19 protein-coding genes are annotated in these 25,653 nt (G+C 65.4%); 6 read left to right on the top strand and 13 right to left on the bottom strand.

The window, feature by feature from the left end; translation table 11 throughout:
* The first annotated feature begins 18 nt into the window (after positions 1-18).
* From IAG39_RS08575 to IAG39_RS08560, 4 genes are read left to right on the top strand one after another with little or no spacing between them, the layout of a single operon-like run.
* Positions 19-1,032: an ABC transporter substrate-binding protein gene (locus IAG39_RS08575; RefSeq protein WP_118933798.1), complete on the top strand. Its 1,014-nt coding sequence runs from the start codon at positions 19-21 to the stop codon at positions 1,030-1,032.
* A 9-nt stretch (positions 1,033-1,041) separates the two neighbouring features.
* Positions 1,042-2,538, top strand: coding sequence for an aldehyde dehydrogenase family protein (locus IAG39_RS08570; protein ID WP_187774090.1), 1,497 nt, complete (start codon positions 1,042-1,044; stop codon positions 2,536-2,538).
* The gene (locus IAG39_RS08565) at positions 2,535-4,148 is read left to right on the top strand and encodes a GMC family oxidoreductase (RefSeq protein ID WP_118934991.1); all 1,614 of its coding nucleotides are present in this window, start codon (positions 2,535-2,537) and stop codon (positions 4,146-4,148) included. Before IAG39_RS08570 ends, IAG39_RS08565 begins: the two co-directional genes overlap by 4 nt.
* A complete protein-coding gene (locus IAG39_RS08560; RefSeq protein ID WP_124260416.1) occupies positions 4,148-4,561 on the top strand; it encodes a hypothetical protein in 414 nt (137 codons plus the stop codon). Before IAG39_RS08565 ends, IAG39_RS08560 begins: the two co-directional genes overlap by 1 nt.
* Positions 4,562-4,625: 64 nt before the next feature.
* On the opposite strand, the gene IAG39_RS08555 is transcribed toward IAG39_RS08560, so the two are convergent.
* The 5 genes from IAG39_RS08555 to IAG39_RS08535 form a co-directional block, all read right to left on the bottom strand.
* Positions 4,626-7,397 carry an autotransporter outer membrane beta-barrel domain-containing protein gene (locus IAG39_RS08555; RefSeq protein WP_118934989.1) on the bottom strand — a complete coding sequence of 924 codons (2,772 nt, stop codon included), beginning with the start codon at positions 7,395-7,397 and terminating at the stop codon, positions 4,626-4,628.
* A 119-nt stretch (positions 7,398-7,516) separates the two neighbouring features.
* The gene (locus IAG39_RS08550; RefSeq protein ID WP_124260415.1) at positions 7,517-10,000 is read right to left on the bottom strand and encodes a hypothetical protein; all 2,484 of its coding nucleotides are present in this window, start codon (positions 9,998-10,000) and stop codon (positions 7,517-7,519) included.
* A gap of 458 nt (positions 10,001-10,458) precedes the next feature.
* On the bottom strand, positions 10,459-11,379 hold the full coding sequence (locus IAG39_RS08545) for a bestrophin family protein (RefSeq protein ID WP_118934985.1): 921 nt from the start codon (positions 11,377-11,379) through the stop codon (positions 10,459-10,461).
* A gap of 6 nt (positions 11,380-11,385) precedes the next feature.
* On the bottom strand, positions 11,386-13,674 hold the full coding sequence (locus tag IAG39_RS08540) for an FdhF/YdeP family oxidoreductase (protein WP_118934984.1): 2,289 nt from the start codon (positions 13,672-13,674) through the stop codon (positions 11,386-11,388).
* Between the two features lie 96 nt (positions 13,675-13,770).
* Complete coding sequence (locus IAG39_RS08535; RefSeq protein ID WP_118934982.1) at positions 13,771-14,691, bottom strand: LysR family transcriptional regulator; 921 nt, start codon at positions 14,689-14,691, stop codon at positions 13,771-13,773.
* Between the two features lie 198 nt (positions 14,692-14,889).
* Between IAG39_RS08535 and IAG39_RS08530 the strand changes: the two genes are divergently transcribed.
* Positions 14,890-16,314 carry an NfeD family protein gene (locus IAG39_RS08530; protein ID WP_187524036.1) on the top strand — a complete coding sequence of 475 codons (1,425 nt, stop codon included), beginning with the start codon at positions 14,890-14,892 and terminating at the stop codon, positions 16,312-16,314.
* Positions 16,315-16,360: 46 nt separating this feature from the next.
* Positions 16,361-17,170, top strand: coding sequence for a slipin family protein (locus tag IAG39_RS08525; protein WP_059371768.1), 810 nt, complete (start codon positions 16,361-16,363; stop codon positions 17,168-17,170).
* On the opposite strand, the gene IAG39_RS08520 is transcribed toward IAG39_RS08525, so the two are convergent.
* The 8 genes from IAG39_RS08520 to IAG39_RS08485 all read right to left on the bottom strand — a co-directional run bounded on the left by IAG39_RS08520 (position 17,167) and on the right by IAG39_RS08485 (position 25,635).
* Entirely contained in the window at positions 17,167-18,828 is a 1,662-nt protein-coding gene (locus tag IAG39_RS08520; protein WP_118934530.1) for a long-chain fatty acid--CoA ligase, read from the bottom strand. The two genes, IAG39_RS08525 and IAG39_RS08520, sit on opposite strands and share 4 nt — an antisense overlap.
* A 40-nt stretch (positions 18,829-18,868) precedes the next feature.
* Positions 18,869-20,023 (bottom strand): acyl-CoA dehydrogenase family protein, encoded by a 1,155-nt coding sequence (locus IAG39_RS08515; protein WP_059371766.1) that lies wholly within the window; start codon positions 20,021-20,023, stop codon positions 18,869-18,871.
* A 14-nt stretch (positions 20,024-20,037) separates the two neighbouring features.
* Complete coding sequence (locus IAG39_RS08510; RefSeq protein WP_059372763.1) at positions 20,038-20,862, bottom strand: SDR family NAD(P)-dependent oxidoreductase; 825 nt, start codon at positions 20,860-20,862, stop codon at positions 20,038-20,040.
* Between the two features lie 19 nt (positions 20,863-20,881).
* Positions 20,882-21,301 (bottom strand): MaoC family dehydratase, encoded by a 420-nt coding sequence (locus IAG39_RS08505; RefSeq protein WP_118934528.1) that lies wholly within the window; start codon positions 21,299-21,301, stop codon positions 20,882-20,884.
* Between the two features lie 9 nt (positions 21,302-21,310).
* Positions 21,311-21,754, bottom strand: coding sequence for a MaoC family dehydratase N-terminal domain-containing protein (locus IAG39_RS08500; RefSeq protein WP_118934526.1), 444 nt, complete (start codon positions 21,752-21,754; stop codon positions 21,311-21,313).
* A gap of 10 nt (positions 21,755-21,764) precedes the next feature.
* Positions 21,765-22,949, bottom strand: a complete 1,185-nt coding sequence (locus tag IAG39_RS08495) for a lipid-transfer protein (RefSeq protein ID WP_118934524.1) — start codon at positions 22,947-22,949, stop codon at positions 21,765-21,767.
* Positions 22,946-24,478 carry a class I adenylate-forming enzyme family protein gene (locus IAG39_RS08490; protein ID WP_118934522.1) on the bottom strand — a complete coding sequence of 511 codons (1,533 nt, stop codon included), beginning with the start codon at positions 24,476-24,478 and terminating at the stop codon, positions 22,946-22,948. Before IAG39_RS08490 ends, IAG39_RS08495 begins: the two co-directional genes overlap by 4 nt.
* 107 nt (positions 24,479-24,585) lie before the next feature.
* Complete coding sequence (locus IAG39_RS08485) at positions 24,586-25,635, bottom strand: AraC family transcriptional regulator (protein ID WP_059371761.1); 1,050 nt, start codon at positions 25,633-25,635, stop codon at positions 24,586-24,588.
* Between the last annotated feature and the right edge of the window lie 18 nt (positions 25,636-25,653).

Below are 25,653 nucleotides of genomic sequence, written 5' to 3'. Positions count from 1 at the left end.
ATCAACAAGGGGAAAAACATGAGATCGAGTTGGAGATTCAGCGCGCTCTTCGGAGTGCTGGCACTGTTCAGCGGCGCCGTCCACGCCAAGGACGCAGTCACCGTGCAACTGGACTGGGTCGTGCGCGGCAATCACGCGCCCTTCTTCGTCGCCAAGGAGAAAGGCTACTTCGCGGACCAAGGCATCGATGTGACGGCGATCCGCAAGGGAACGGGCTCCACCGACGCTTTGCGGCTGGTGGCCAACGGGAACGCCGACTTCGGCTTTTCCGATCTGCCGACCCTGATGGTGGGACGATCGCAAGGAGTGGCCAATTCGGCGCTGCTGGCGGTAAACCAGAAAACGCCGCTGGCGATCATTTCGCTGAAGAAGAACTTCGATCTGCAGAACGCCAGGCAGCTGAAGGACGCCAACATTGGCGTGCATCCCAGCGGTTCGACCTACATCTTCCTGAAGGCCGCACTGGCCAAGAACGGCCTGGCGCTGGCGGACATCAAGCAGTCGACCGTATCGCCGCCTTACGAAAACCTGTTGCTGCTGAACCGGGTAAACGTGGTGCCGGGCTACATCGACGCCGAGGTTCCCGAGCTCGAGCACAAGGCGGGAGGGCCGGGTTCCCTGTCCATCCTGCACGGCGAGGACCTGGGCATCCAGAGCTATGGCTCGGGCGTATTCACGTCGGACAAGAACATTGCTCAGCGCCCGGATCTCGTCCAGAGGTTCGTGACGGCCTATGCCAAGGCCTTCGCCGACGTGATCCAGAACCCGGAAGCGGCCGCCGACACGCTGATCAAGAACAACCCCGAGTACAAGGGCAAGAAGGAAATGCTGGTGGCGCAGTTGCGCGCAGATCTGGACTTCACGTTCTTCAGCGAGCACACCCGGACGCATGGCATCGGCTGGATCGATCCAGCCCTGTGGCGCTCATCCGCGACGCTCTTCAAGGAACAAGGTGCGCTGTCGCCTTCCTTCGACGAAACCCAGGGCTTCGACACGCGCTTCCTCGAAAAAGCGCAAGCTCTGAAGCAGTGAGGCGAGATCATGGCAGGAAAAACTCATAAGACCGCCTCGGGCGATGTCCAGCTGCCCGCCAACAACGGCGTCTACTATGACGGCGGCTGGCACGCTCCCGTCAACGAACGCTGGACCGACATCACGGCGCCAGGAACCGGCGAACGGCTGATGGCCGTGGCCGATGCGGGCGCCGAAGACGTGGCGCGAGCGGCCCGGGCGGCGCGCGCCGGAGCCCGCGCATGGCGCCGCACGGCCCCGCTGGCCCGGGCCGCCACCTTGCGCAAAATGGCTCAGCGCTTGCGGGACAACGCAAGGGAGCTGGCGCTCCTGGACGCGCTGGACTGCGGCAATCCGGTATCGGAGATGGGGTCCGACGTCATGGTCGCCGCGGCGCTGCTGGATTTCTTCGCTGGCCTCGTGACGGAACTCAAGGGCGACACCATCCCGATGGGACACGACGCGCTGGATTACACCGAGCGGGAGCCCGTCGGCGTCGTGGCGCGCATCGTTGCGTACAACCATCCGCTGCTGTTCGCCATGGGCAAGCTGGCCGCCCCGCTGGCGGCGGGAAATGCCGTGATCATCAAACCGCCGGTGCAGGCGCCTCTGTCTGCCCTGCGTTGCGCGGAGCTGATAGGCGACCTCTTGCCTCCAGGCGTATTTTCGCTGATCCCCGGCGGCGCCGACGCCGGGGCCACACTGGCCGCCAGTCCGGACGTCGACATGATCGGCCTGGTGGGCAGCATTCCCACCGGGCGCAGGGTGATGCAAGCCGCGGCGACGCGGCTCAAACCCGTGGCGCTGGAACTGGGTGGCAAGAACCCGTTTATCGCCTGCCCGGATGTCGACCCCGCGCTGGCGGCGCGCGCGATCGTCGACGGCATGAACTTTACGTGGTGCGGACAGTCCTGCGGGTCCACCAGCCGGGCCTTCGTGCACCGGTCCATCTATGAGGAAGTCTGCGCCAAGGTGGCGCTGGCTTGCGCCGCGTTCGTGCCGGGAGACCCGACCGATCCCGCCACGACCATGGGCGCGATGATCAGCCGCGAGCACCGCGACCGCGTCAAGCAGGCGATCGACGCTGCCGTGGCGCAAGGCGCCCGCCTGATCGCGGGCGGAGGCATCCCCCGGAACGGCGTCCCCGCAGGCGGCTTCTATCTGGAACCGACCGTCTTTGCGGACGTGGCCGTCGCCTCGCCATTGGCCACCGAGGAATTCTTCGGCCCCGTACTGGCGCTCATTCCGTGGGATGACGAGCAAGAGATGCTTTCGGCAGTGCACAGCCTGGACGTTGGTCTGACCGCCGCAATCTGGACGGCGGACCTGGCGCGCGCCCACCGGCTCGCCCGTGAAATCGATGCGGGATTCGTCTGGATCAATGAAGTCGGCAAGCACTTTCTTGGCGCGCCGTATGGCGGGGTCAAGCAATCAGGCATCGGCCGCGATGAGTGCATCGGCGAGATGATCTCGTTTACCCGGGAAAAGAATGTCCACATCAACTTCAGGCCAGTGAGCCCGACATGAAGGCGGAATACGACTACATCATCGTCGGCGCAGGCTCCGCTGGCTGCGTGCTGGCCAATCGTTTGAGCAAGGACCCGGCAGTCTCGGTGCTGGTCATCGAAGCGGGCCCCTGGGACCGAGACCCGCTCATCCACATTCCCCTGGGATGGGGCAAGATCCTGCAGCAACGTTTGCATGACTGGGGCTACGACGCCGAGCCTGCCCCGCATGCCGATGGCCGCGCCATCGAATGCGCGCGCGGCAAGGTTGTAGGCGGAAGTTCATCGACCAATGCGATGGCGTTCGTGCGCGGCCATCCCAAGGATTACGCACGCTGGGCGCGGCATTACGATCTGCCCGAGTGGAGTTTCGAGGAAGTCCTGCCCTATTTCCGCCGCCTGGAGGACTGGGAGGACGGACAGACCGGTGACCGCGGCGCTGACGGCCCCCTGCGGGTGCAGCGCTGCCGCTACCAGGATCCGTTGCTCGACGCCTTCTCCACGGCCGCCCGCCAGGCCGGGCACCCCTGGCTCGACGATTACAACGCCTCGCCGGCAGGCGGCTTCTCGCGCCTGCAGATGTCGATCCGGCGCGGACGCCGATGCAGTGCCGCCACGGCCTATTTGCGCCCCGCATTGCGCCGCCCCAACCTGACCGTGGTCACGCTGGCGCATGTCCTTGGCGTGGACTTCGACGGCAGCCGCGCGGTCGGCTTGCGCTTTGCCAGACAGGGCCGCACCACGGCCGTCAGGGCTCGCCATGAGGTGATTCTTGCCGCAGGGGCCATCAACACGCCCGCGATCCTGATGCACTCGGGGATCGGCCCCGCTCAGACATTGCGCGGTGCCGGTATAGGCGTCAGGCTGGAGCGCGCCGGAGTGGGTGAAAACCTGCAGGACCATATCTCCGTCATCGTCACCGCGCGCCGCCGAGAGCCGGGCCCGTTCGTGCACGGCATGCGCCTGGACCGCATCGGCGTCTCCATGGCGCGCGCCTATCTCGGCGGCGAGGGCTTTGCCGGCGACGTTCCAGGCGGCATAGTGGGATTTGTGCAGCCAGACGGCGCGGATACGCCGGACCTGCAATTTCTCCTGACAGCGGCGCCTTTCAACGCTCATCCCTGGCTCAATCCGGTGCGCAAGCCTTTCACCGACGGGTTTGCCGTCCGAACGGTGCTGCTGCACCCCCATAGCCGCGGCAAGATCACCGTCGCCAGCGCGGACCCGTTGGCACCGCCCCGGATCAACCAGAACTTTCTGGCGAACGACGCAGACCGGATCAGGGTACGCGAGTCGGTGCGTATCGCGCGGACCTTGCTGGACCAGCCTGCGCTTGGTGATTACGTCGCCACCGAGCTTGCGCCGGGCGGCGGCGTAATCGATGACGCAGCGATCGACGCATTCGTCCGAAAGACTGCCATCACGGTTCACCATCCCGGCGGCACTTGCAGGATGGGAGGCGAAAACGACCCAATGGCAGTCGTCGACAGCCGTATGCGCTGCATCGGCATTCCAGGCCTGCGCATCGTCGATGCCTCGGTCATGCCGGACCTGACCTCGGGCAACATCAACGCGCCCGTGCTCATGCTGGCGGAGCGCGCCTCGGACTGGATACTGGAGGAGGCGCGTTGATGCGACTTTCATTGCAGCGTCATCGCTGCGTCAGCCTGCTGCCGCTGGCACACACCGCCCACCAGCGGCTGGACGATTTCTTTTCCGTCGAGTACTGCAACCCTGCCGACGAGCTCCCCCCCGACACGGCCGCGCTGATCGTCGGCGGGGCAAGCCTGGCATCCCTGCAAGTGGGGCTGCCGGCTCGGATTCAGTCCGTGACCGTGGTGGGCAGCGATGCAGTGCCGCCGCAATTCGTGGAACAGATGAAAGCCAAGCGCGTGCTGGTGACCTGGCCGCGGGTCGCCGGCGCCGAAGACGAGCGAGAAGCGATGGAGATATGTCACGACGTGATGGCGGCATTCGGATTCGGCCGCATGGGGTCGCGGCCGCGCAACGTGGTCAACGATGTCTTGCTTTGCGATTGCTGTTGACTGAGTATCCGCGTGACGGCCCTGGCGTCGGCAGAAGGGGAGTCTGCCGGCCGCCATCATCCCCCTAGAAAGACATCCTGAAACCCGCGGTCGCGGTGACGATATGGCTGCCGGAAAAATCCGTGTCCGCGTCGACCTGACCGTAGATCGCATAGCGCTCGCCCCAGCCGTAATTCACGCCCGCCCCCACGCTGCCCCAGGTTCGAGCCATGCGACTGGCGATCTGCGTGTCAGCCACGCGTACACGCGTTCCGTCCAGGAATTCATGTTTCACATTGACGACGCCATAGACGCTCGATTCCCGCTTCACGCCGGCCGTTTGCCAATTGCTTTTGTAGTCCAGCGCGATACCCAAACGGCCCAGCAGGCTGTCGCCCTTGTCGCTGGCGACGCGCGCGCCGAATTTGTCGTTGAAGCTGTCGAAGCGGGTCGATACGTATGTCAGCTGCGCCTGCGGGATCAGGGCCAACCCCTCGGTCAACCCGAATGCCTTGCCCGCTTCGATACCCAGCCCATAGCTCTGGGCCTTCTGGCCGCCCTTCAACTTGCCGGCCAACCGTGAGTTCAGGTCGCTGTCGAACCAGGTCGCCTGGGCCTGGGCATCGATATAGACGCCATTCTTGCCGTACCAGGTCAAAGTCGGCGTCAGGCCATAGGCAGTGGTGTCGATGGTGCCGTCGCCATACACCGACGACAGACGCGTGTCGGCCTTGCCATAGTGAAAGGCCAGGCCGCCCACCAGACGGGAGCCCTCTTCCTGGCCCGCCAGGATGCGGTCAACGCCGAATTGCGCCTTCCAGCTATCGACTTTCTGGCTCACGCCCGTGGTGGACGACGCAGGGTCGAGCCGGGCCGTCGAGCCCTCCACGCGGCTCCATACGCCGTTGCGGCCGGCGTCCGCCGGATCATAGAGGCGATTGCCGACTCGCTGGCGCAGGGTAGGCAGCTGGCTCAGGTGCAGCAGCGTATTGGCATAGGCTTCATAGACAGGCACGCCGGGTTGATAGAGCAAGGGCGGTTCGGCGCCCGGCGTACCGCCGCCGGGCGAGGGTGTGCCGGGATCGGTCGGAGTCGTGCCTGGATCGGTTGGAGTCGTGCCTGGGTCGGTTGGAGTGGTGCCGGGATTGGTCAAGGAGGATCGCAAGTACCAGCCGCCATCGGCCGAGTCCTGTTGCAGCACATAGCCATAGGCGCCAGCCACCAAGGCCGGACGCCCCCCGATGACGTAGTCGCCATTGGCCAAATCGAATCTTCCCGCCGACAGGCCATGGACCTGCACGACCTGTATGCCCCGTTGGGTCTGCGCGCCGGCGCCTCCCATGTTCTTCACCGTGACCGGTGTCGTGCCAGCGCTGTCGCCCGTGATCACCAGCTTGTCCGTCGGCGAGTCATCGGCGCCAAGCTGCGTGCGGATCTCCAGGCTGCCGCCCTGCGCCGCATAGTTGCCGGCGATCGTGAGGGTGCCGAAGCCGCTGCGCGGCCCCGGTGCGATGGCGCCCTGGTTGACCGTCGCGCCGACGCGTCCCGTGCCGCTCAGCCGTGCCGCCGCAAGCACATTCACCGGCCCGCCGAGGATGCCATCCACCTGCAGCGTTCCTGCCTGGATATCGGTGGTTCCCGTGAACGCCGCGCTGTTGCCTGACAAGGTCAGCGTGCCCGCGCCCTGTTTGTTCAAGCGCGACGTTCCCGAGAACGCGGTGGACACGCCCACGTCGTGGCCGTTCGTGTCGAACCAGGCGCCGCCGCTGCCCACGGCCTGCGTGACGAAGCCATTCAGGAAATTGTTCTCGTCACGATTGGCCCGCAGGATGCCGCCGTCCAGGTTGAAGGTGCCGTTGCCCGCGCCCTTGATGACCGAGCCGGTCTCCAGCACGCCGCGGCCGCTGGCATCGCCGGTCAGGTTCAGCGTGCCGGTGGAAGTGCCGGCAGGGGCAAGCCACGTGTCGCGGACGGCGACCGCAACCCCGCCCTTGGTTATGGTCAGCGTGCCCGTGCCTTCCGAACCGATTTCGATGCGGTCGCTCGCGGTGAGCGTCGAGATATCGGCCGTCGCGCTCGATACGGTCACCGTGCCGACGCTGCCCACGCTCTTCCCGATGTAAACCGCTGCCGCGGCGCCAGGCCCGGTCGATCCGACCGTGCTCACGCTGGCGCCATCCAGGACGTGCAATTCGCCGGTTCCTTCAAAACCCACGTATATGTTGTTCAGCGGATCCCAGACCGCCTTCGGGCCTGATACCGTGACGCTCCCCTCGGCGCCGGCGACCCAGCCGATGATCGCCTGGCCGCTGTGCACGACGCCGTTGTCGATCCGCAGCGTGCCCTTGCCGCCCGTGCCGATCTCGAACGCGCCGACGGTGTTGAGATTCCAGGTCGACCCCACCCCGGAAACAAGAACGTTCCCGACGCTGCCATTGTCGACGCCGATTCTGGCCGAATCGCTATTCGCCACGCCGCCGTCCAGGATGCTTAGCGTGCCGCTGCTGCCCGACTCGCCCCCGATCAGCGCCGGGCCGGCGCTGGTCCAGGTGGACGCCGTGCCAGTGCCGTCACGGCCCTTCACCGTCACGGCGCCTGGAGCGCCATTGAAACTTCCAATGTAGGCCCAGTCGTTGTTTACCGAACCGCCCGCATCGATGACCAACTCCCCGGCAAGGGTATCTCCGACCGTCAGATCGCCCCCCACCGTCCAATGCGGCGTCTGGACGGAACCCGGCAGGACCTGGCCAGTGACGGAAACCGATTGGGCATTGGCGGGATTGGCGACGTTTGCCGCGTAGAAAACGAGGGCAGCCGATTTCAGCCATCCTGGGCGTAGGCAACTCCTGGCGACCATGAAGAATCCTTTTTTTGAGTAGACGCGACCTACTTTCGGTACGGCATGCTACCTGGATTTCTTAATAGGTTATTTCACCTATCCATGGGGTTCCGGCGGTCGTTCGCGAACGTCCATCTTCAGTCGATCCGCAAAGTGATGGCTCTCAGCTTGCCGGCCGCGGTGCGGACTGGCTCCGGCATCGGCGCTTGAGTCAGTCCGGCATTGCGGACACACACGGGGCAGAACCCGTAGCTTCGCGACTCGGACCGATGAAAATAGTTGCTGTAGGACGCTTCCATCGGCGCATGGCCGGGTATGCCGCAAGTAAAGCGAATGCGCGCCTTCGTGGTCGAGAATTCGCCACGCCCTCCAAAGCCTTCGGTGACGAGTGTTGCGGTTGGCGGCTTCATGGCGGCCGGCTTCAGGTGTGGCGGAGTGATCGCCAATACCGTCGCGCGCAGGATTTCCATCCGCGAAACCGTATCTGCCAAGGTTTTCCCGCGATGGTTGGTTGTACCAGCCTCCAGTTTGCAAGACAGGCAGAGGTGCCGATCGCCCAGTTTTTTCGCGTACCTGAGGAGATTGCGAAAAGAGATAGAGAAGGGCGAGTGGGGCGTTCCATCAGGACCGTTTCGTCCACAAGAGAATGTTTCCCTGTTCCAGCCCGTTGCGTCGAAGCCTGCGAGGTAGGAGATCTCCGGGTACATGCCCTCCAGTACGTACAGACGATGGTGCAGGGTTCCCATGAGCTTGAGCGCTTCGGTGACATCGACGCCGGGATATGCGCAGTCCGGGCAAGCCGAGGGTACTACGCTCATATCCGTCAAGCTCGTGTTCTTGCGTATCCGGTGCAACAAGGAACGGTCAATCAATCGCTCGTGGCCAGCGGGACAGCGCACTTGAGCTGTGAGCTGGCCCGCTTCGTACCTGGGTGAACCGAGCACGGCAAACTTGAACCCCGCGAGCGCGTCGGAAAAATCCTTGACATACTCAGGAAACAACGTCGCATGGTTGACTGCGACGCCAGAACGGGCACTGATGCATGCCGGGCAATTGAAGACGCCGGCGCTGACATGCCGCAGGGCGGACGTGCAACTATGCAGGATGGTCAAGTGATCGGCCTCGCAGCGATACAGGTAGCGGTTTGAATCATCGAACTCCATCCGGTCAATCACCGAAGGGGGCAGGCCTTGAGCAACCCACGCGCTGAGCGCCTCAGCCCGGCGTTGTTGGGAAGTGACCGCGTCCTTGCATAGGGGACAGTACTTGCGCACCCTTCCCGCAACCAGGCCCTTCGCCTGAGCAGTGTTCAGTTCGTTGCAATGGCCGCATTGATATACGACCATGCAATCCTTGTTCACCTTTGCAATTTCGTGCGAAACCAGCTTGTGATGGCCAAGATTCCTTAGCAACGCCTGCTGAAATTCTTCGAGAGGATTCGCGCAAATCTCATTCCAACGGCTAGTGATCAGCTCCAGGCTTGGATTGGGAACCGTGGGCACGAGTCCTGCCTGGCCGACGAGCTCCTGGATACAGGAAAGGAAGGCTGCTGGAGCCAACGGTCTATCTTTCATCTCGATCAGCGTTACGCCTGCCTCTACGCACCGCGTCCGCTTCTCGGCGTCCCGCTGAACCTGCGCGACGTGGGCTGCCAGGTCCTCGGCGCTCTGAGAGCGCGGCTTGTAGTGGTGCATGCCGTGATATTCGAGAGCCAGCTGCTGACTGGGGCTGTAGGCGTCAAGTTCAAGTCGATGCCCGTTATCTCTCAGGAGGAAAGCCGGGCGAGAGGTGCGCCGCCAGTCATGGGCGGGGAACAAGTGGGAAATGACGATGAGAGCGAGTGACTCGCCGCGCCGAAACCCAGATTGCCCCCATGCCTTCTCCTCGGCGCGCCATCGCGTGTCGAGATGATAGAAACCCGTGCGGCTACGGTAGAAAATCAAAAATCCGCCACCTTTTCCTGGACTCCATTCGAACGAGACCTCTGTTGCCATGTGCTGCTTTGCTCGTTCGAGGAGGTGGGCGCGGAGTATCGAATCCTTGTCCTCTTGAAGCACTGCCTTGCGTACTGCTGCACGCGACATGCAGCTATCCTCAAGAGGTGCACGCAGTAGCCGCGGCCCGGACTTCATGCTGAAGAATGGACCTGGCGACGTGTTCTCTGGATGTTGACGATGGGCGAACCGAAGTGTCCCCAAAGGGAAGGCACGCGTGAATTCTGACTGCAGTTCCACGAAGTCCTGATAACGACCCTGCACCGCCTCATTCGGCAGACGATGTCGCCGCAGCGCGCTCCTGACGGCCGCGATACCGATTGAGGGCATGGTCCATTCGAAATCTTCAGGCAAGGCCCATATCAAGGGCCGCACGTTGAACCTCAATCCAGCGGGGTTGGGAGAACCGCTTTCAGGCGTGCACAACGTCAGCGTGTGGTCGGAGAACGCCGATTTGAATTGGTCGATCAGACGGCCGACGCTTTTGCAGACTGGGCAGCCTTGCGGCGACAGGCGCACGTTGTCGTAATAAGTAATCCAGCTACCGTCCTGGCCCGCTCCGCAATCCAAGCACTCTACCGACAACCTGCGCTTCGATCCGCGTTCCGCAGGTTCACGGTCATGCAAGCGAAGTCGTCCGGATCTGCCTGGCTTGCCATCGAGTGCGGCGAGGACCCGGTTTCTAGCGTCTCGCCAAGCATCCCAGTTGGCGGGGCCTGAACGAAGCAGGCGCGGCTTTTTCGATGTACATCTCGTGCGCTCGATACTTTCCGGCATTTTTTTTCGCGGCAAAGGGACTGTCGAAAGTGCTTTCGGTGCTGAACGAATGCATGACTGTTGGAGCTGCTGATACGCCGCCAGGCGGCGCGGTTGCCCGCGGGAAATTATAGGGATACGGGAAACCACGCCAGCCTCGCAGCTGCAATTATCGCTAGTCGCGCGCAAGCACCGTTGACCGCGGCGTGGCATCCACGGAGGGCCTTGGGCAAGGGGACTGTCAGTTGGCCACGACGGATTCTTTTCATGCCTGTTCAGCTGTTGCGCGGCTAGCGCCGCACCCCGTACCAGATCGGAAAAGATGACAGCTAGAACAGCACGCCATCCTGCGGCGACAACGGCGGCAGCAGATTCTTGTCGCCCAGCAACTCCCCGACGTTGATCTCGATGCCGCGGCACAGGGCATCCAGGGGCAGGTTGTTGGGCAGGCGGTCGAAGGGTTCCTCGATCTGTTCGCCCAGGGCGTCCAGCCCGAAGAACGTGTAGGACAGCACGCCCACCATGAAGGGCGTCACCCAGCCTATGCTGCCGACCAGGCAGAACGGCAGCAGCAGGCAATAGATGTAGACGGTCCGGTGCAGCAGCAGGATGTAGGCAAAGGGAATCGGCGTGCTGCGTATCCGCTCGCAGCCGCCGCCTATGTATGACAGCCGTGTGATCTGGCCATCGATGTCCGCGAGCAGGATGCTGTCCAGCCGCCCTTCTCGCCGCAACTGGGCATAGGCCTGGCTCAAGTCGCCCAGAAGCACGCTGGGCGGATTCGCCGCATGCATGATGCGGGCCGCAGTAGCGGCGGGCAACCAGCGCTGCAGGTCTTCCTTGGGATCGCTCTGCCTCAGCATGTGCCGCAAGGCATGGGCATAGGCGATGAGGCCATGCGCCAATTCACGCTGGCGCGCGGCGGGCAGGCCGTCGGGAAAACTCAGCGTCTGCCGCGTCAGGTTGCGGATGACGATGAGCAACTCGCCCCAGAGCTTGCGCGCCTCCCACCAGCGCTCGTAGGCCACGCTGTTGCGGAACCCCAGGAAGATGGCCAGGGTCAGCCCGACCAGCGTCAAGGGCACGGCGCCCAGCCCGACCCCGCTCAAGGGCAGCCGGTGCTCCGCCAGCACCACGGCGGTGGCCAGCAGCATCATGGCGACGACACGCTTCCAGATGATGGAGACAATGGATCCCTTCAGCGTGAACAGCAGCAGCCAGGGAGAGCGCGAGGCGGGGCGGACGATCATGACGGCTTACGCTTGGGCGCCCCCCTGCGCGGCTTTGCGGATGCGCACCGGTATCGACTTGTAGGAAGGCGTGCCGCATTCCTTGTCGATATAGTCCAGCGGAACCAGGACATTGGCCTCGGGATAGTAGGCCGCGACCGAACCTCGCGCGATGCTGTATTCAATCGCGGTAATGCCTGCCAGCCGCAGCGTCCGGTTCCGCGACACGGTTTCTATGTCCACCAGATCACCGTGTTCCAAGCCCTGCGCGGCCAGGTCTTCCGGATGCATGAAGAGCACGTCGCGGCGGCCGAAGACGCCGCGGTAGCGGTCGTCCAAGCCGTAGATCGTGGTGTTGTACTGGTCGTGGCTGCGTATGGTCACCAGCCGCAACACCTCGTCCGGCCAGGGCTCATAGCGCTCGCGCACGCCGGGGAACACCGAGAACATGGCCTTGCCGGTGGGCGTGTTCCACTTGCGCTCGGTCGGCGGCAAGGGCATGCGAAAGCCGCCGGGCACGCGGATGCGCGCGTTGTAATCGTCGAAGCCCGGAATCGTGCGCTCGATCAGGTCGCGGATGCGATCGTAGTTTTGCACCAGCCCCAGCCAGTCCACCTTGCTGTGGGGCAAGGTCGCCCGGGCCATGGCGGCGACGATGGCCGGTTCCGAGCGCAGCTCGGCGGATGCCGGCTTCAGCTTGCCCGCCGAGGCGTGGACCATGGACATCGAGTCCTCCACCGTCACTGATTGCGGGCCGTCGGCCTGGACGTCCAGCTCGGTGCGCCCCAGCACCGGCAACAGGAAGGTCTCGCGCCCCACCAGCAGGTGCGAGCGGTTGAGCTTGGTGCCCAGATGCACGCTCAGCGTCAGTTCCTTCATGGCCGCGAAACAGAGTTCGGGATCGGGCAAGGCCACGGCGAAGTTTCCGCCCAGGCAGATGAGCGCCCGGGCCGAGCCGTCGACCATCGCTTCCATGGCCTGCACCGCGTCATGGCCATGGCCCTGCGGCGGCGTGAAGCCGAACTCCGCTTCCAGCTTTGCCAGGAACTCCGGGCTGGGCTTTTCCGTGATGCCGACCGTGCGGTTGCCCTGCACATTGGAGTGACCGCGCAGCGGGCAGATGCCGGCGCCGGGCTTGCCGAAGTTGCCGCGCATGAGCAGCAGGTCGGCGATCAGCTTGACGTTGGCCGTGCCCGTGTTGTGCTGGGTGATCCCCATGCCGTAGGTGACGATGGTGGCGTTGGACTTGGCGTAGGCCTCGGCCACGTGCTCCAGGTCCGCGCGGTGCAGCCCGCTTTCGGTTTCGATGTCGGCCCAGGAGGTTGCCTCCAGGTCCGCGGCCAGCGCGTCAAAGCCCAATGTGTGTTGCGCGATGAACTGGCTATCCAGGACGTTCCCGCGCTGCGCTTCCAGCGCCAGCAGCGCCTTCATGATGCCCTTGAGCGCGGCCGCGTCGCCGCCCGCCCGGACCTGATAATAGGTCGAGGCGATATTGGTCGAGCTGAAGGTCGCCATTTCCACGATGCTCTGCGGATCGGCGAAGCGTTCCAGCGCGCGTTCGCGCAAGGGATTGAAGACGATGATGGGAACCTTGCGGCGCGCCAGTTCGTGCAGCGTGCCCATCATGCGCGGGTGATTGGTGCCGGGATTGTGGCCAATGGAGAGAATGAGCTCCGCATGGTCGAAGTCCTCCAGCGAGACCGTGCCCTTGCCGATGCCGATGGACTGCGGCAAGCCCACGCTGGTCGCCTCGTGGCACATGTTGGAACAGTCCGGGAAATTATTGGTGCCGAACTCGCGCGCAAACAGCTGAAACAGATAGGCCGCCTCGTTGGAGGCCCGTCCCGAGGTATAGAACTCGGCCTGGTCAGGCGCGTCCAGGCTGCGCAGCGCCTCGCCGATGCGTTCGAACGCGGCATCCCACGACACGGGAACGAATTTGTCGGTGGCCGCGTCGTAGGTCATCGGGTGAGTCAGGCGGCCGAAGTCCTCCAGTTCATAGTCCGACAGCGCCAGCAATGAAGACACCGTGCGCTGGGCGAAGAAATCCGGCGTCACGCGCTTGCTGGTCGCCTCCCAGGTGACCGCCTTGGCGCCGTTCTCGCAGAACTGGAACGTGGAGCGGTGTTCCTTGTCCGGCCACGCACAGCCTGGACAATCGAAACCCGCGGGCTGGTTGGTGCGCAGCAGGACGACGGGCGCCTCCACCACTTCCATCTGTTGCCGCACGGCCTGGGCCGTCGCCTTCAATGCCCCCCAGCCGCCCGCCGGCCCGTCATAGGGACGGATGCCAGGTACTTCACGTCGTTGTTTCATGGCTGGTCTCCTTCAAGCGCCCAATTCCCGCCAGCATGCGGCAACGACAAGAATTGATCTAATTTTTCCTGTGAACCTTTTGATAATCCATGGTTATCAAGGCTTCGTCGCCAGCGATTGGTTGAGGACGGCTTCCAGGTCCAGCTGGCCGGCGATCTGCCAGGCGGCGTTCGACAAGGCAGGCGGCTTGTCGCGCCGCAGCCTGACCAGGCAGACGTCCTCGGCGTGCTCCGGAGTGATGGGGTGCGCCAGCAGCCCGGCCCCTTCGTACTGGGCGGGCAAGGCGCTCAGGGGCATGATGGAGAACGCCCGCCCGCTCTGGCATTCCGCCAGCAGCACGCGGATGTCGTTGCTTTGCAGCACCACGCGCGGCTTGGCTTCCACGCTCTCGAAACATTTGTTCAAGGTCTGGCGGTTCTGCATGTCCGGGCTGAGCAGGCAGAGCGGAAGCTCGCCCACTTCCGACCAATCCAGCTGGCGCGGCAAGGAGGCCTGCTCGTTCGCCACCAGCACGTAGCGCTCTGCGTACAGCGGCATCACGTCGAAATCGGCGCTATCGAGCACGGACCGCTCATAGAGGATGCCCAACTGGATTTCCTGGGCCTTCAGCCGGCGCAGGATTTCCGGCGTGCTGAGCGAGGTGACTTCCAGCGTCAGCTGCGGAAGGATCTCCCGGTACTGGGCGCTGAGCAGCGTCGCCGCATGGTTGGCAGTGGGAATCGCGCCTATCGCCAGGTGGCCTTGCGGCACGCTGCGCACCAGGTTGGCCTCCTGCCGCAGCCCCTCCAGCGAAGCCATCACCTGCCGCACCCACTGGATCACCCGTTCGCCTTCAGGGGTAATGCCTTCGAAGGTCCGGTTGCGCTTGACGATGGTGATTCCGAGTTCGCGCTCCAGTTCGCGGATGCCATTGGACAACGCCGGTTGCGAGACATGGCAGCTTTCCGCCGCCCGTCCGAAATGCCGGTACTTGTCCAGGGCCAGGAGATAGGAGAGCTGACGGATAAACATAGACATTCCTGCATTTCATCGTCCACGGTAACGATCTATTTTGCAGAAAATCCGGGCCATCTCAAAGACATCGCGCACGCCGCCGCCTTGACGCCCGCGCTACCGCGCCGGCAGGTCTCCGAATGCCGCGGCAAAAGTAGTACGCTGGATTCAGCAGCGCCGGCGGCCCGCCGCCACGCGTTGCGTGTCGGAGGAAAGCAGCTCATGACCGCCCCGATCCTGAGCCTGATGTCCGGAACCTGTTCAATGCTGCGCAAGCTGCGCCGCGCGGCGGCGCTGTTGGCGGCAGCGACGCTCGTCGCGGGCGGCGCAGGCGCGCAGCCGGCCGGGGGCCAGCCGGCCGCCCTCTTGCTGACCCTGGACGGCATCGTCGGCCCCGCCACGGCGGACTACGTGATCCGCGGCCTGGCCGCCGCGCGTGAACAGAATGCCGCGGCGGTGGTGCTGCGCATCGATACGCCGGGCGGACTCGACGCTTCCATGCGCGACATCATCCGCGCGATCCTGGCCTCGCCCATTCCCGTGATTTCCTATGTGGCGCCCAACGGTGCGCGCGCCGCCAGCGCCGGCACCTATATTCTTTACGCCAGCCATGTCGCGGCCATGGCGCCCGCGACGAACCTGGGCGCGGCGACCCCGATTTCGCTGGGCGGCTCCTCCAAGCCGGCAGAGCCGCCAGACAAGCAGCCGCCCCCAGGGCACGAGGGCAGTCCTGGACGAACCGGGCAAGATCCGGCCGAAGCCAAGGCGATCAACGACGCCGTGGCCTACATCCGCGCGCTGGCCGCGCTGCGCGGACGCAATGCCGACTGGGCGGAACAGGCGGTGCGCGGCGCGGCCAGCCTCACGGCCGGCGAAGCGCACGCGCGTAATGTGATCGACCTGATCGCCGATGACCTGCCGGACCTGATGGCCAAGGCGGAAGGACGCAGCGTCCGTGTCGGCAACGGCATGCTAACCCTGCACACCAAAGACCTGCGAGTGCTGGCCAGAGACCCCGACTGGCGCACCCAGGTGCTCAGCGTCATCACGAATCCCAATCTGGCGCTGCTGCTGCTGATGGCCGGCATCTATGGACTGATCTTCGAATTCATGACTCCCGGCGCCCTGTTTCCGGGCATCTTCGGCGCCATCTGCCTGTTGGTCGGACTCTACGCCTTGTCGGCGCTGCCGCTGACCTATGCCGGGATCGCGCTGGTCCTGCTGGGGATCTCGCTAATGGTGGCGGAGATATTCGCGCCAACGCTGGGCGTCCTGGGCATTGGAGGCGCGGTGTCCTTCATCTTGGGCGCCCTCCTGCTCATCGACACCGATACGCCCGCCTTTGGCGTTTCCATTCCGCTGATGGCTGGCATCGCCGCGGCCAGCCTGGGAATGACCTTCCTGGTCGGCCGGCTGGCCCTGCGTTCGCGCCAGGCTCCCATCGTCAGCGGCGCCGAGTCGCTGATCGGCCAGCGCATCAAGGTGTTGAGCTGGGCGGACCGGCAGGGCTACGTGGCGGCCGCTGGTGAACGCTGGCGAGCGACGGGTCCGGCGGGCCTGGCTGCCGGCGATGCCGTCGTCATCACCGCCGTCCGCGGCGTGACCTTGCAGGTACGGGCGGACGCCGGCCCGCCGCCGTCGGGATGACGGCGTCCGCAACCTGAGCCCTCGAACCCTCCATGCGGAGCCTGCCATGTTGATGAACCTCGCCTTTTACGCCCCCATCCTGGCGCTGGCCGTCGCGCTGTTCGCCCTGTCGGTCCGAATCCTGCGCGAGTATGAGCGCGGCGTGATCTTTACATTGGGACGTTTTACCGGCGTCAAGGGTCCCGGATTGATCCTGCTGATCCCGCTGGTCCAGCAGATGGTAAGAGTCGACCAGCGCACCGAGGTCTTCGACGTTCCCAGCCAGGACGCCATCTCGCGAGACAACGTGTCCGTCAAAGTGAACGCCGTCATCTACTTCCGCGTGATCGATCCCGAGCGTTCCGTGATCCAGGTCGAGAACTTTCGCCAGGCAACCAGCGAACTGGCGCAGACGACGCTGCGCTCCGTGCTGGGCAAACACGACCTGGATGAACTGCTTTCGGAGCGCGACAAGGTGAACAGCGCGGTGCAGGAAATCCTTGACGCGCAGACCGACGCCTGGGGCATCAAGGTGGCGAACGTCGAGATCAAGCACATCGATCTGAATGAAGGCATGGTGCGCGTCATCGCGCGGCAGGCCGAGGCGGAACGCGAGCGGCGCGCCAAGATCATCCATGCCGAAGGCGAACAGCAGGCCGCGCAGATGCTGCTGAACGCGGCGCGCACCCTGTCGGAGCAGCCCGAGGCGATGCAACTGCGCTATCTGAGCACGCTGGCCATGATAGGCGCGCAGAACAGCTCGACCATCGTCTTCCCCTTCCCCGTGGAACTGGGCCGCCTGCTCCAGGGCCTGGCGGGCAAGGGCCAGGAACCGCCTGCGGCCGCCGCCAGCCAAGCGGACCCGGGGACGCGCTAGGCCGCCGCCTTGCCCTCTTCCTGCAACTGCCGCCACAAGATTTTGCCGGTGCTGGATTTGGGCAAGGCGTTCACGAACTCGACGATGCGCGGCGCCTTGTAGGCGGCCATGCGCGTCCGCGCCCAGGCGATCACGTCTTCTTCGCGCACGCTGCCGCGCGCCTCGTCGCGCAAGACCAGCAGGGCCTTCACCGTTTCACCGCGGCTGGCGTCCGGCACGCCGATCACGCAAGCCTCGTGCACCGCGGGGTGCCCGTACAGCGTGTTCTCCACCTCTGCCGGCCAGACCTTGTAGCCGGACACATTGATCATGCGCTTCAAGCGGTCGGTCACGTAGAAGTAGCCTTCGTCGTCCACCCGGCCCAGGTCGCCGGTACGGAAGTAGCGCTGCCCGTCCAGCATGAAGAAGGCTTCGTCGTCGGCCCGCGGATTGTTCCAGTACCCCAGCATGACCTGCGCGCCGCGCGTCACGAGTTCGCCGGTTTCGCCTTGGGGCAGTTCAGCCAGCGTGGCCGGGTCCACGATCCGCGTGTCCACGCCGAAGGTGGGGACGCCTATGCATTGGCGCTTGTTGCGGTCCAGCGGATTGCAGTGCAGGAACGATGCGGTTTCCGTCAGGCCGTATGCCTCGTTGTAGGTAATGCCGTAGCGGCTGGCCAGCATGCCCGCGACCGCCTCGGGCATGGGAGCTCCGCCGCCGCACAGCTGCGCCAGGCTGGAAAGGTCCAGCTTCTGGATGCCGGGTTGCGCGAAGAAATCCACGACCATCGCCGGCGGCGCGGCCCAGACGCTGACGCGATGACGCGCCATCAGCCGCCCGGCCGCTTCGCGGTCCCAGCGCGGCAGCACCACCACCGTGGCGCCCAGCAAGATGGGCGTGTTCATGCCGCTCTGCATGCCCAGCAGATGGAACATCGGCGCCACGCCCATGATGACCGCCTCGGAGGTCAGGCCGCGCCATAGCTGCGAGCCGGCCAGGGATGCGTTCATGGTGCCGTGGGTGTGGCGGCAGCCCTTGGGCCGGCCGGTGGTGCCCGAGGTGTAGGGCAACAGGCAGAGGTCCTTCGCCCCCGCCCGGTGCGGCGACGGCTGAGCGTTGACCGCCATCGCGCCGTACCAAGGCACGCCGCCGCGCACATCAGGTGCGCGCCGGGGCGCGGCGACCCAGTCGGGCGCGTCAGGAGCCGGGCCCTGCAAGTAGTCCGAATAGGTGTGGACGATGACGCGCTCCAGGCGTCCGTCAGCGGCGAAGCCGTCCAGCCGCGCGCACAGTTCCTGGGCCGCGAAGGCCACTCGTGCGCCGCTGTCCGCCAGGTAATGCGCCAGCTCGTCCGGCGTGCTCATCGCGTTGACCGGCACCACCACCGCATCGGCGCGCAGGATCGCGTAGTACGCGATGACGAACTGCGGACAGTTCTGGCTCAGCAACAGGACGCGGTCGCCCGCCTTCACGCCCGCGCTGTGCTGCAGGTAGCCGGCCATGGCATCGACCTCGCGCTTTAAGCGCGCGTAGTCGAGCACGGTGTCGTAGAACACGATGGCGGCCTTGCCCGGATAGCGCGCGGCGGACGCCTCCAGGTTGAAGTACAGGCTGGACTGCGGCGGGCTGATCTCCTTCGGCAACCCCTTGGGCCAGTACCGATAATGCGCTTGGTGCATCTTGTCTCCTCATCGTTGTTCTGACTGTCTGCCATGCGCTTCAGGCGGTCATGGCGCGCGCGATGATTTCCTTCATGATCTCGTTGGAGCCGCCGTAGATCTTGCCGACCCGCGCATCCGCGTACATCCTGGCTATCGGGTATTCAAGCATGTAGCCGTAGCCACCGTGCAATTGCAGGCACTCGTCGATCACCTGGCAGTTCATCTGCGTGGTCCACCACTTGGCCATGGCTGCGGTGGACAGATCCAGCGTGCCGGCCAGCTGGCGTTCGATGCAATCGTCAACGAAACGCGCCGCAATGGTGGCGACCGTCTCGCACTCGGCCAGCGTGAAGCGCGTGTTCTGGAGTTCGATGAGCGCCTGGCCGAAGACCTGCCGGGCGCTGGCGTAGGCCACGGTTTCCTCGATGGCGCGACGCATGGTGGCCACGGCGCCCACCGCGATCAGCAGCCGTTCGCGCGGCAGCTGCTGCATGAGCTGGGCGAAGCCACAGCCCTCGACGCCGCCCAGGAGGCAGTCCTCGCCCACGCGCGCGCCGTCGAAGAACAGCTCCGCCGTGTCCAGGCTTTTCTGACCCAGCTTCTCCAGCAGCCGCCCGCGCCTGAAGCCCGGCAGGCCCTGCGTTTCCACCATGATCAGCGACACGCCCCTGGCTCCGGCCTGGGTATCGGTCTTGGCGACCACGCAGACCAGGTCCGCGTGCAGGCCGTTGGTGATGAAGGTCTTGGATCCGTTGAGCACGTATTCACCACCTTCCTTGGCGGCGGTGGTGCGCACGCTCTTCAGGTCGGACCCCGCTCCCGGTTCACTCATGGCGATGGCGCCCACCAGTTCACCCGTGGCCATGCGCGGCAGCCAGCGACGCTTCTGCTCTTCCGTGCCGTAGTTCAGGATGTAATGCGCCAGAATGGCGCTGTGCACGTTGTTGCTGAAGCCATGCACCATGGCGCGCGCCTGTTCCGCCGCCACGATGGCCTCGTGGGCGAAGCTGCCTCCGCCTCCGCCATAGGCTTCGGGCATGCTCACGCATAACAGGCCCAGACGGCCGGCCTTGTTCCAGACCTCGCGGTCCGCGTGCTGCTGCTTGCGCCAGCGTTCTTCGTCGGGCACAAACTCCTTTTCGAAAAGACGCCGCGTCGAATCCTGGAACAGCGTCAGGTCTGCGTCCATCCAGCCTTGCCGTGGCGTGTCCATTGCGCTCCCCCCTTTCAAGGACGGCCGCCGCCGACGACCAGGACCTGGCCGCTGACGTAGTTGGACTCGGGCAGGCAGAAAAGGTACACCGCACCCGCGGCTTCCGCCGGCGTGCCGGCTCGGCCGATGGGGATCAGGCTTTCGGCGTTCTTCAGCACTTGCGGATTGACGCCCACCTTGATCTGCCGGCCTTCGATGTCCAGCGTGGCATCGCCGTCGGCCGGCGCTTCGGTCAGGCGCGTCTTGATCAGCCCGAAGGCCACGCTGTTGACGTTTACCTTGTAGCGGCCCCATTCCTTGGCCAATGCGCGCGTCAGGCCGTTGATGCCCGCCTTGGCCGCCGAATAGTTGGCCTGCCCGGCGTTGCCCATGACGCCGGAAGTCGACGAGATGTTCACGACCTTGCGAAACACTTCCCTGCCTTGCTCCGCCTCGGCCTTGGCCGCCACCCGGATGAAACCGGAGGCCGCCCGCAGGATGCGGAACGGCGCGGACAGGTGCACCGCCAGGATCGCGTCCCATTGTTCGTCCGTCATCTTCTGGATCACGTTGTCCCAGGTGTAGCCGGCATTGTTGACGATGATGTCCAGGCCGCCATAGGTATTCACGGCGGTGCCGACGAAACGTTCGGCGAAGCCCGCTTCGATCACGCTGCCCGCGCAGGCCTGCGCCTGGCCGCCCGCCCTGCGGATCAGCGCCACGGTTTCTTCCGCCGGCCCCGCGTCCAGATCGTTCACCACCACGCTGGCGCCTTCGCGCGCAAGCTTCAGCGCGATCTCCTGCCCGATCCCGCGCCCCGCGCCCGAGACCAGCGCGACCTTGCCTTCCAATGTGCCCATCGTCATCTCCTTTCCTGGGTTACTGAATTGCCAGCACCGCCACGCCGCTCAGGCGCGGTTCGCCGGTCTGGCTGCGCGCATGCAGTTCCACCCGCAAGCGGGTTTCTCCCTGCGCTTCAAAGCGTTCCACGACGCTGCCGGAACAGCGGACCTCATCGCCCACGTGCGTGATCGCCACGAAGCGCACGGCATACTCGCGCAGCGCCGATTGCGGCGCCCAGTTCGTCAGCAGCCGGGCCAGATAGGCGGCCGACAGCATGCCGTGGGCGAAGACGTCGTCCATGCCCGCGGCTCGCGCGAAATCCAGGTCCACGTGTATCGGGTTGTGGTCACCCGAAGCGCCGCAATACAGCGCCAGCCCCAATCGGCTGACCGGCCCCGCGGTAAAGCCGGGCAGCTCGTCGCCGGCCTTGGCGTCATGATTCATGGCCGCAGTCATTCCCGTCTCCTAGGTGTTGCGCACGACGGTCGTCGCGCGCAGTTCGGCGACCAGGCGCCCGGCGGCGTCGGTCACCCGGGTTTCACGGACGACGAACTCCAGCGCGCCGCCTTTCTTGGCGTAGATGTCGGCGATGCGCGGCTCGAAGCGCAATTCGTCGCCTGCGTACGCCATGGCGTGGTAGACGAAGCCCTGTTCGCCGTGCAGCACCCGCGCGATGTCTATGCCCAGCAGTTCACGCATGGCGGCGGGCCGTGGGCTGTCCATTTCCAGGCAGAAGAAGAAGGTCGGCGGCACCGGCAGTCCCGGGTAGCCGGCCGCCAGCGCGGCGGCCTCGTCGGTATAGACCGGATCGTCCTGGCCGGTGGCCTTGGCAAAGAAGCGCAGGCGGCCCGCCTCCACGCTAGCGCTGAACGCGGGCAGGGCGGCGCCGATATGGCTGGTGTCGAGCATTGCGTTCCCCTCAGGCCGCCTGGTACAGCGTCACCACGCAGGCGCCGCCCAGTCCCAGGTTGTGCTGCAGCGCCAGCCTGGCGCCTTCGACCTGGCGCAAGTCCGCCTGGCCTCGCAGCTGCCACACCAGCTCGGTGCATTGCGCCAAGCCGGTCGCGCCCAGAGGGTGGCCCTTGGACAGCAGCCCGCCGGACGGATTGGTCACGACCTTGCCGCCGTAGGTGTTGTCGCCTTCCAGGATGAACTTCTCGGCGCTGCCCTCGGGCGTCAGGCGCAGGCCTTCGTAGGTGATCAGCTCGTTGGCGGTGAAGCAGTCGTGCAGTTCGACCACGTCCACGTCGTCAGGGCCGATACCGGCGGCCTCATAGACTTGGTCGGCCGCGGCTCGCGTCATGTCAAAGCCCACTACTTTGCGCATGTCGCCAGCGCCGAAGGTGGACGGCGTGTCCGTCGTCATGGCCTGCGCGGCAATGCTGACGGCGGGCGCCAGACGGTGGCGGCGCGCAAACTCGTCCGAGCACAGGATGGCGGCCGCCGCGCCGCAGGTCGGCGGGCAGCATTGCAGGCGCGTCAGCGGATCGAAGATCATGGGCGCGGCCAGCACCTCGTCCAGCGTGACCGGCTGGCGGAACACCGCGTAAGGATTGCGCGCGGCATGCTGGCGCGCCTTGACCGCGATGCGGGCGAAGAGGTCGGCGCCGACGCCGTGCTCCTTCATGTAGTCGCGGCCCGCGCCGCCGAAGAACTGGGCTGCGCGCGGCTTGGCCGTGTCATAGCCCTGCATTTCGCTCATCGCCGAGACGAAATCCTGCAGAGGCGACGGGCGGTCTTCGTACACGCCTTTCAGCGCGCCAGGCACCATCTGTTCGAAGCCCACCGCCAGCGCGCACTCCACGGCCCCGCTTTCCACCGCCTGCCGCGCCAGGAACAGGGCCGACGAACCGCTTGCGCAATTGTTGTTGACGTTGAAAACCGGAATGCCGCTGAGCCCCACGCCGTAGACCACCGCCTGGCCAGCGGTCGAATCGCCGTAGACATAGCCCGCGTAGGCCTGCTGGACCGCGTCGTATTGCAGTCCGGCGTCCCGCAGAGCCTGGCGCACGGCGCTGGCGCCCATCACGGTATATGCCTCGCTGGCGCCGGGCTTGCTGAAGGGAATCATGCCGACTCCTGCCACCCATACTTTCCGATTCATGTCTGACTCTCCTGATGAGCGGGCGCGGCGACAGCCGCGCGCCTGGATTCATGGTCTTGCCTCAGCACGGACTTCAGCACCTTGCCGGCGGCGGACATGGGCAATTCGCTGAGGAACTCGTAGGTCTTGGGGCACTTGTAGGCGGCAAGCTGCAGGCGGCAATGCCTGTCCAGAGCATCGGCGTCGGCGGCCATGCCCGGACGCGACACGATTACCGCGTGCACCGCCTCGCCCCACCGCGCATGCGTCACGCCGATGACCGCGCAGCGCGCCACTAGCGCGTGGCGGGCCAACACGCCTTCCACTTCAGCGCCGTAAACGTTTTCGCCACCGCTGACGATCATGTCCTTGAGGCGGTCAACGATATACAGGTATCCGTCCTCGTCCTGGCGGGCCGCGTCGCCTGTCAGCAGCCAGCCCCGGTCGAATGCACGGCGCGTTTCTTCGGGCCGGTTCCAGTAACCCTGCATCACCATGGGTCCGCGCACCAACAACTCGCCGACCGCGCCGGGCGCCGCCTCGCTGCCGTCGGGCGCGAGAATCCGCGTCTCCACGCCTACCGCAGGCGGTCCCGCCGATTCGGTGCGCGCGCCGCCCTGGCGCACGTCTGCATTGATGGCGACCGTGGCGGCGGTTTCGGTCATGCCGTAGGCATGGACGAACTCCGCTTGCGGAAAGGCCGCCAGCGCCCGGTCGAGCAAAGCCCGGGAAATCGGCGAGGCGCCCCAGATCACACGCCTCACGCCGTCCAGCCTGTACTGCGCGAACCCGGGTTCGTCCAGCAGCATCTGGATCATGCTGGGCACCAGCAGTACTTCGGTTACGCCGTCGTCCTGCAGGGCCTGCAGTACCGCTCGGGGCTGGAAGCCGCGCTGGACCGCCACCGATGCGCCCGCGACAAACTGTCCGATCAAACGTCCCAATCCGGCAACATGAAACAGCGGTGCGACCAGCAGGGTGCGGCTGTCGGGCGGCGTGGGGACCGTAGCCATCCTGGCCACCGCAGCGCTCCAGAGATTCGCGTGTGTCAGCATGGCGCCCTTGGGCGCGCCGGTCGTGCCGCCGGTAAAGAGAATCGCGGCCAGCGCGTCGCCGCCCGCACGGATATCCTCCAGCGGCGCAGCCGCGGCGGCGTGCGCTTCCAGCACGTCGGCGGACAGCGGCGCCGTGCTGGCGGGAATGTCCACATCGGCCATGCGTGGCGCCATGGTCTCGTCCACCAACAGCAGGCGCGGACTGCAGTCGGCCAGTGCCTGCGCAAGCTCTGGGCTGCTCCAGCGTGTGTTCAAAGGCAGCACGGCCGCTCCCAGCCACCAGCACGCCAGGATCCACGACACATAGTCTGCGCCGTTGGCGCCCCAGAACGCCACGCGATCGCCCTGCAGTACGCCATGGCCGCGCAGCACGGCGGCCTTGCGTGCGGTCCAATCGATCAGCGCCGCGTAAGTCCAGCGCCGTACGTCTTCGCATAGCGCGATCTTGCCGGGGTGCAGCCGGCCTGCGCGATGCAGGCCTTGTGTCAGATACATGGTGCTCGTCTCCTGCGGCGCCGCGCTCCTTGCGCGGAGCAGCGTGCGTTCGTCCTCGAGCCCCTAGCTTCCCCCTTGGGGCAGGATCGCGGCAATGGCCGCAGGCGTCAAACCGATAGGCCAAAAGTGTCAGCGGCTTGCCGGCCTTCGGGGCCGCAGACCAGGCGGTTGCGGCGGTATTCTCCCGGCGACACGCCGGTCCATTTCTTGAAGGCGCGGTGGAAGGTGCTGGGTTCGGAAAAACCCAGGCGCTCGGCGATGTCCATCAGGGATAGATCGTGGCGGCCCAGGTATTCGACCGCGGCATCGCGCCGCAAATCATCCTTCAGGGCCTGGAAGCCCTGCCCCTCTTCACGCAAGTGCCGCCGCAGCGTCTGCGGCGTCATTGCCAGTTGCGCGCTGACCTGAATAAGCGACGGCAACTCCTTGGACAGATCGTTGCGCAACAGGCGGCGGATGCGATCGGTCAGGGTGGTGCGGTCCTGGTACTTCACCAACAGGTCGAACGGCGCATTGGCCAGAAACGGCTTTAGCGTCTGTTCGTTCTGCACCACCGGCAAGGCCAGCCAACGAGACTCCAGCCACAGGCCCGTCACCGGCTGGCCATAGCGCACCGGTGCATAGAACAGCCTGTGCGCATCGGCGCTGCGCGCGCCGCTGCTGTAGTCCACGCCCAGAATGGGAATGCGCCGCGCCGCCAGCCAATTGGCCACGCCAAGCGTGAAGAACAGAAAGGAGCGTTCACCATACCAGCGCGCGCAGCTGCTGGGCGCGCGCGAGTCGAGCACGATGCGCGCGCGCTCGCCGCTCACGCACAGGCGCGCGGTGAAATCCCGCAGCACGCCGTGGTAGTAGCGGAACGCCGCGCGCAGCGCCTGCCCGACCTTGTCTTCCTGCAAGGCAAGCCGGCAGGCATGGTCGAACGCCCCCATGGGAACCGGATGCTGGCCCATGCCCAGGAAGTCGTCGCGGGTGGCCCGGCGCAGCGTCCGCATTATCTGTGCGAGCTGCGCCTGCGATACCCGCGCCATCGGCGCCTGCAACAGGGACGGCGGCACGCCGGCGCGCGTCAGGACCCGGTCCACGTCCACCCCCCGGCTGCGCGCGCCTTGCAGGATTTGGGCGATATGTCCCACGGCAATGGTGTGATGGGTCATGAGGATATCCAGCGGCTG

It is taken from the genome of Achromobacter xylosoxidans (genome assembly GCF_014490035.1).
In the GTDB taxonomy this organism is placed as follows: domain Bacteria; phylum Pseudomonadota; class Gammaproteobacteria; order Burkholderiales; family Burkholderiaceae_B; genus Achromobacter; species Achromobacter bronchisepticus_A.
Note: the sequence above shows the minus strand (reverse complement) of the source record. Positions and strands in the feature narration are given on the sequence as shown.

What these genes read in the sequence shown, in the direction of transcription:
- IAG39_RS08575 (WP_118933798.1), top strand. Translation starts at nt 19, where the DNA reads ATGAGATCGAGTTGGAGATTCAGCGCGCTCTTCGGAGTGCTGGCACTG.
- IAG39_RS08570 (WP_187774090.1), top strand. Translation starts at nt 1,042, where the DNA reads ATGGCAGGAAAAACTCATAAGACCGCCTCGGGCGATGTCCAGCTGCCC.
- IAG39_RS08565 (WP_118934991.1), top strand. Translation starts at nt 2,535, where the DNA reads ATGAAGGCGGAATACGACTACATCATCGTCGGCGCAGGCTCCGCTGGC.
- IAG39_RS08560 (WP_124260416.1), top strand. Translation starts at nt 4,148, where the DNA reads ATGCGACTTTCATTGCAGCGTCATCGCTGCGTCAGCCTGCTGCCGCTG.
- IAG39_RS08555 (WP_118934989.1), bottom strand. Translation starts at nt 7,397, where the DNA reads ATGGTCGCCAGGAGTTGCCTACGCCCAGGATGGCTGAAATCGGCTGCC.
- IAG39_RS08545 (WP_118934985.1), bottom strand. Translation starts at nt 11,379, where the DNA reads ATGATCGTCCGCCCCGCCTCGCGCTCTCCCTGGCTGCTGCTGTTCACG.
- IAG39_RS08540 (WP_118934984.1), bottom strand. Translation starts at nt 13,674, where the DNA reads ATGAAACAACGACGTGAAGTACCTGGCATCCGTCCCTATGACGGGCCG.
- IAG39_RS08535 (WP_118934982.1), bottom strand. Translation starts at nt 14,691, where the DNA reads ATGTCTATGTTTATCCGTCAGCTCTCCTATCTCCTGGCCCTGGACAAG.
- IAG39_RS08530 (WP_187524036.1), top strand. Translation starts at nt 14,890, where the DNA reads ATGACCGCCCCGATCCTGAGCCTGATGTCCGGAACCTGTTCAATGCTG.
- IAG39_RS08525 (WP_059371768.1), top strand. Translation starts at nt 16,361, where the DNA reads ATGTTGATGAACCTCGCCTTTTACGCCCCCATCCTGGCGCTGGCCGTC.
- IAG39_RS08520 (WP_118934530.1), bottom strand. Translation starts at nt 18,828, where the DNA reads ATGCACCAAGCGCATTATCGGTACTGGCCCAAGGGGTTGCCGAAGGAG.
- IAG39_RS08515 (WP_059371766.1), bottom strand. Translation starts at nt 20,023, where the DNA reads ATGGACACGCCACGGCAAGGCTGGATGGACGCAGACCTGACGCTGTTC.
- IAG39_RS08510 (WP_059372763.1), bottom strand. Translation starts at nt 20,862, where the DNA reads ATGGGCACATTGGAAGGCAAGGTCGCGCTGGTCTCGGGCGCGGGGCGC.
- IAG39_RS08505 (WP_118934528.1), bottom strand. Translation starts at nt 21,301, where the DNA reads ATGACTGCGGCCATGAATCATGACGCCAAGGCCGGCGACGAGCTGCCC.
- IAG39_RS08500 (WP_118934526.1), bottom strand. Translation starts at nt 21,754, where the DNA reads ATGCTCGACACCAGCCATATCGGCGCCGCCCTGCCCGCGTTCAGCGCT.
- IAG39_RS08495 (WP_118934524.1), bottom strand. Translation starts at nt 22,949, where the DNA reads ATGAATCGGAAAGTATGGGTGGCAGGAGTCGGCATGATTCCCTTCAGC.
- IAG39_RS08490 (WP_118934522.1), bottom strand. Translation starts at nt 24,478, where the DNA reads ATGTATCTGACACAAGGCCTGCATCGCGCAGGCCGGCTGCACCCCGGC.
- IAG39_RS08485 (WP_059371761.1), bottom strand. Translation starts at nt 25,635, where the DNA reads ATGACCCATCACACCATTGCCGTGGGACATATCGCCCAAATCCTGCAA.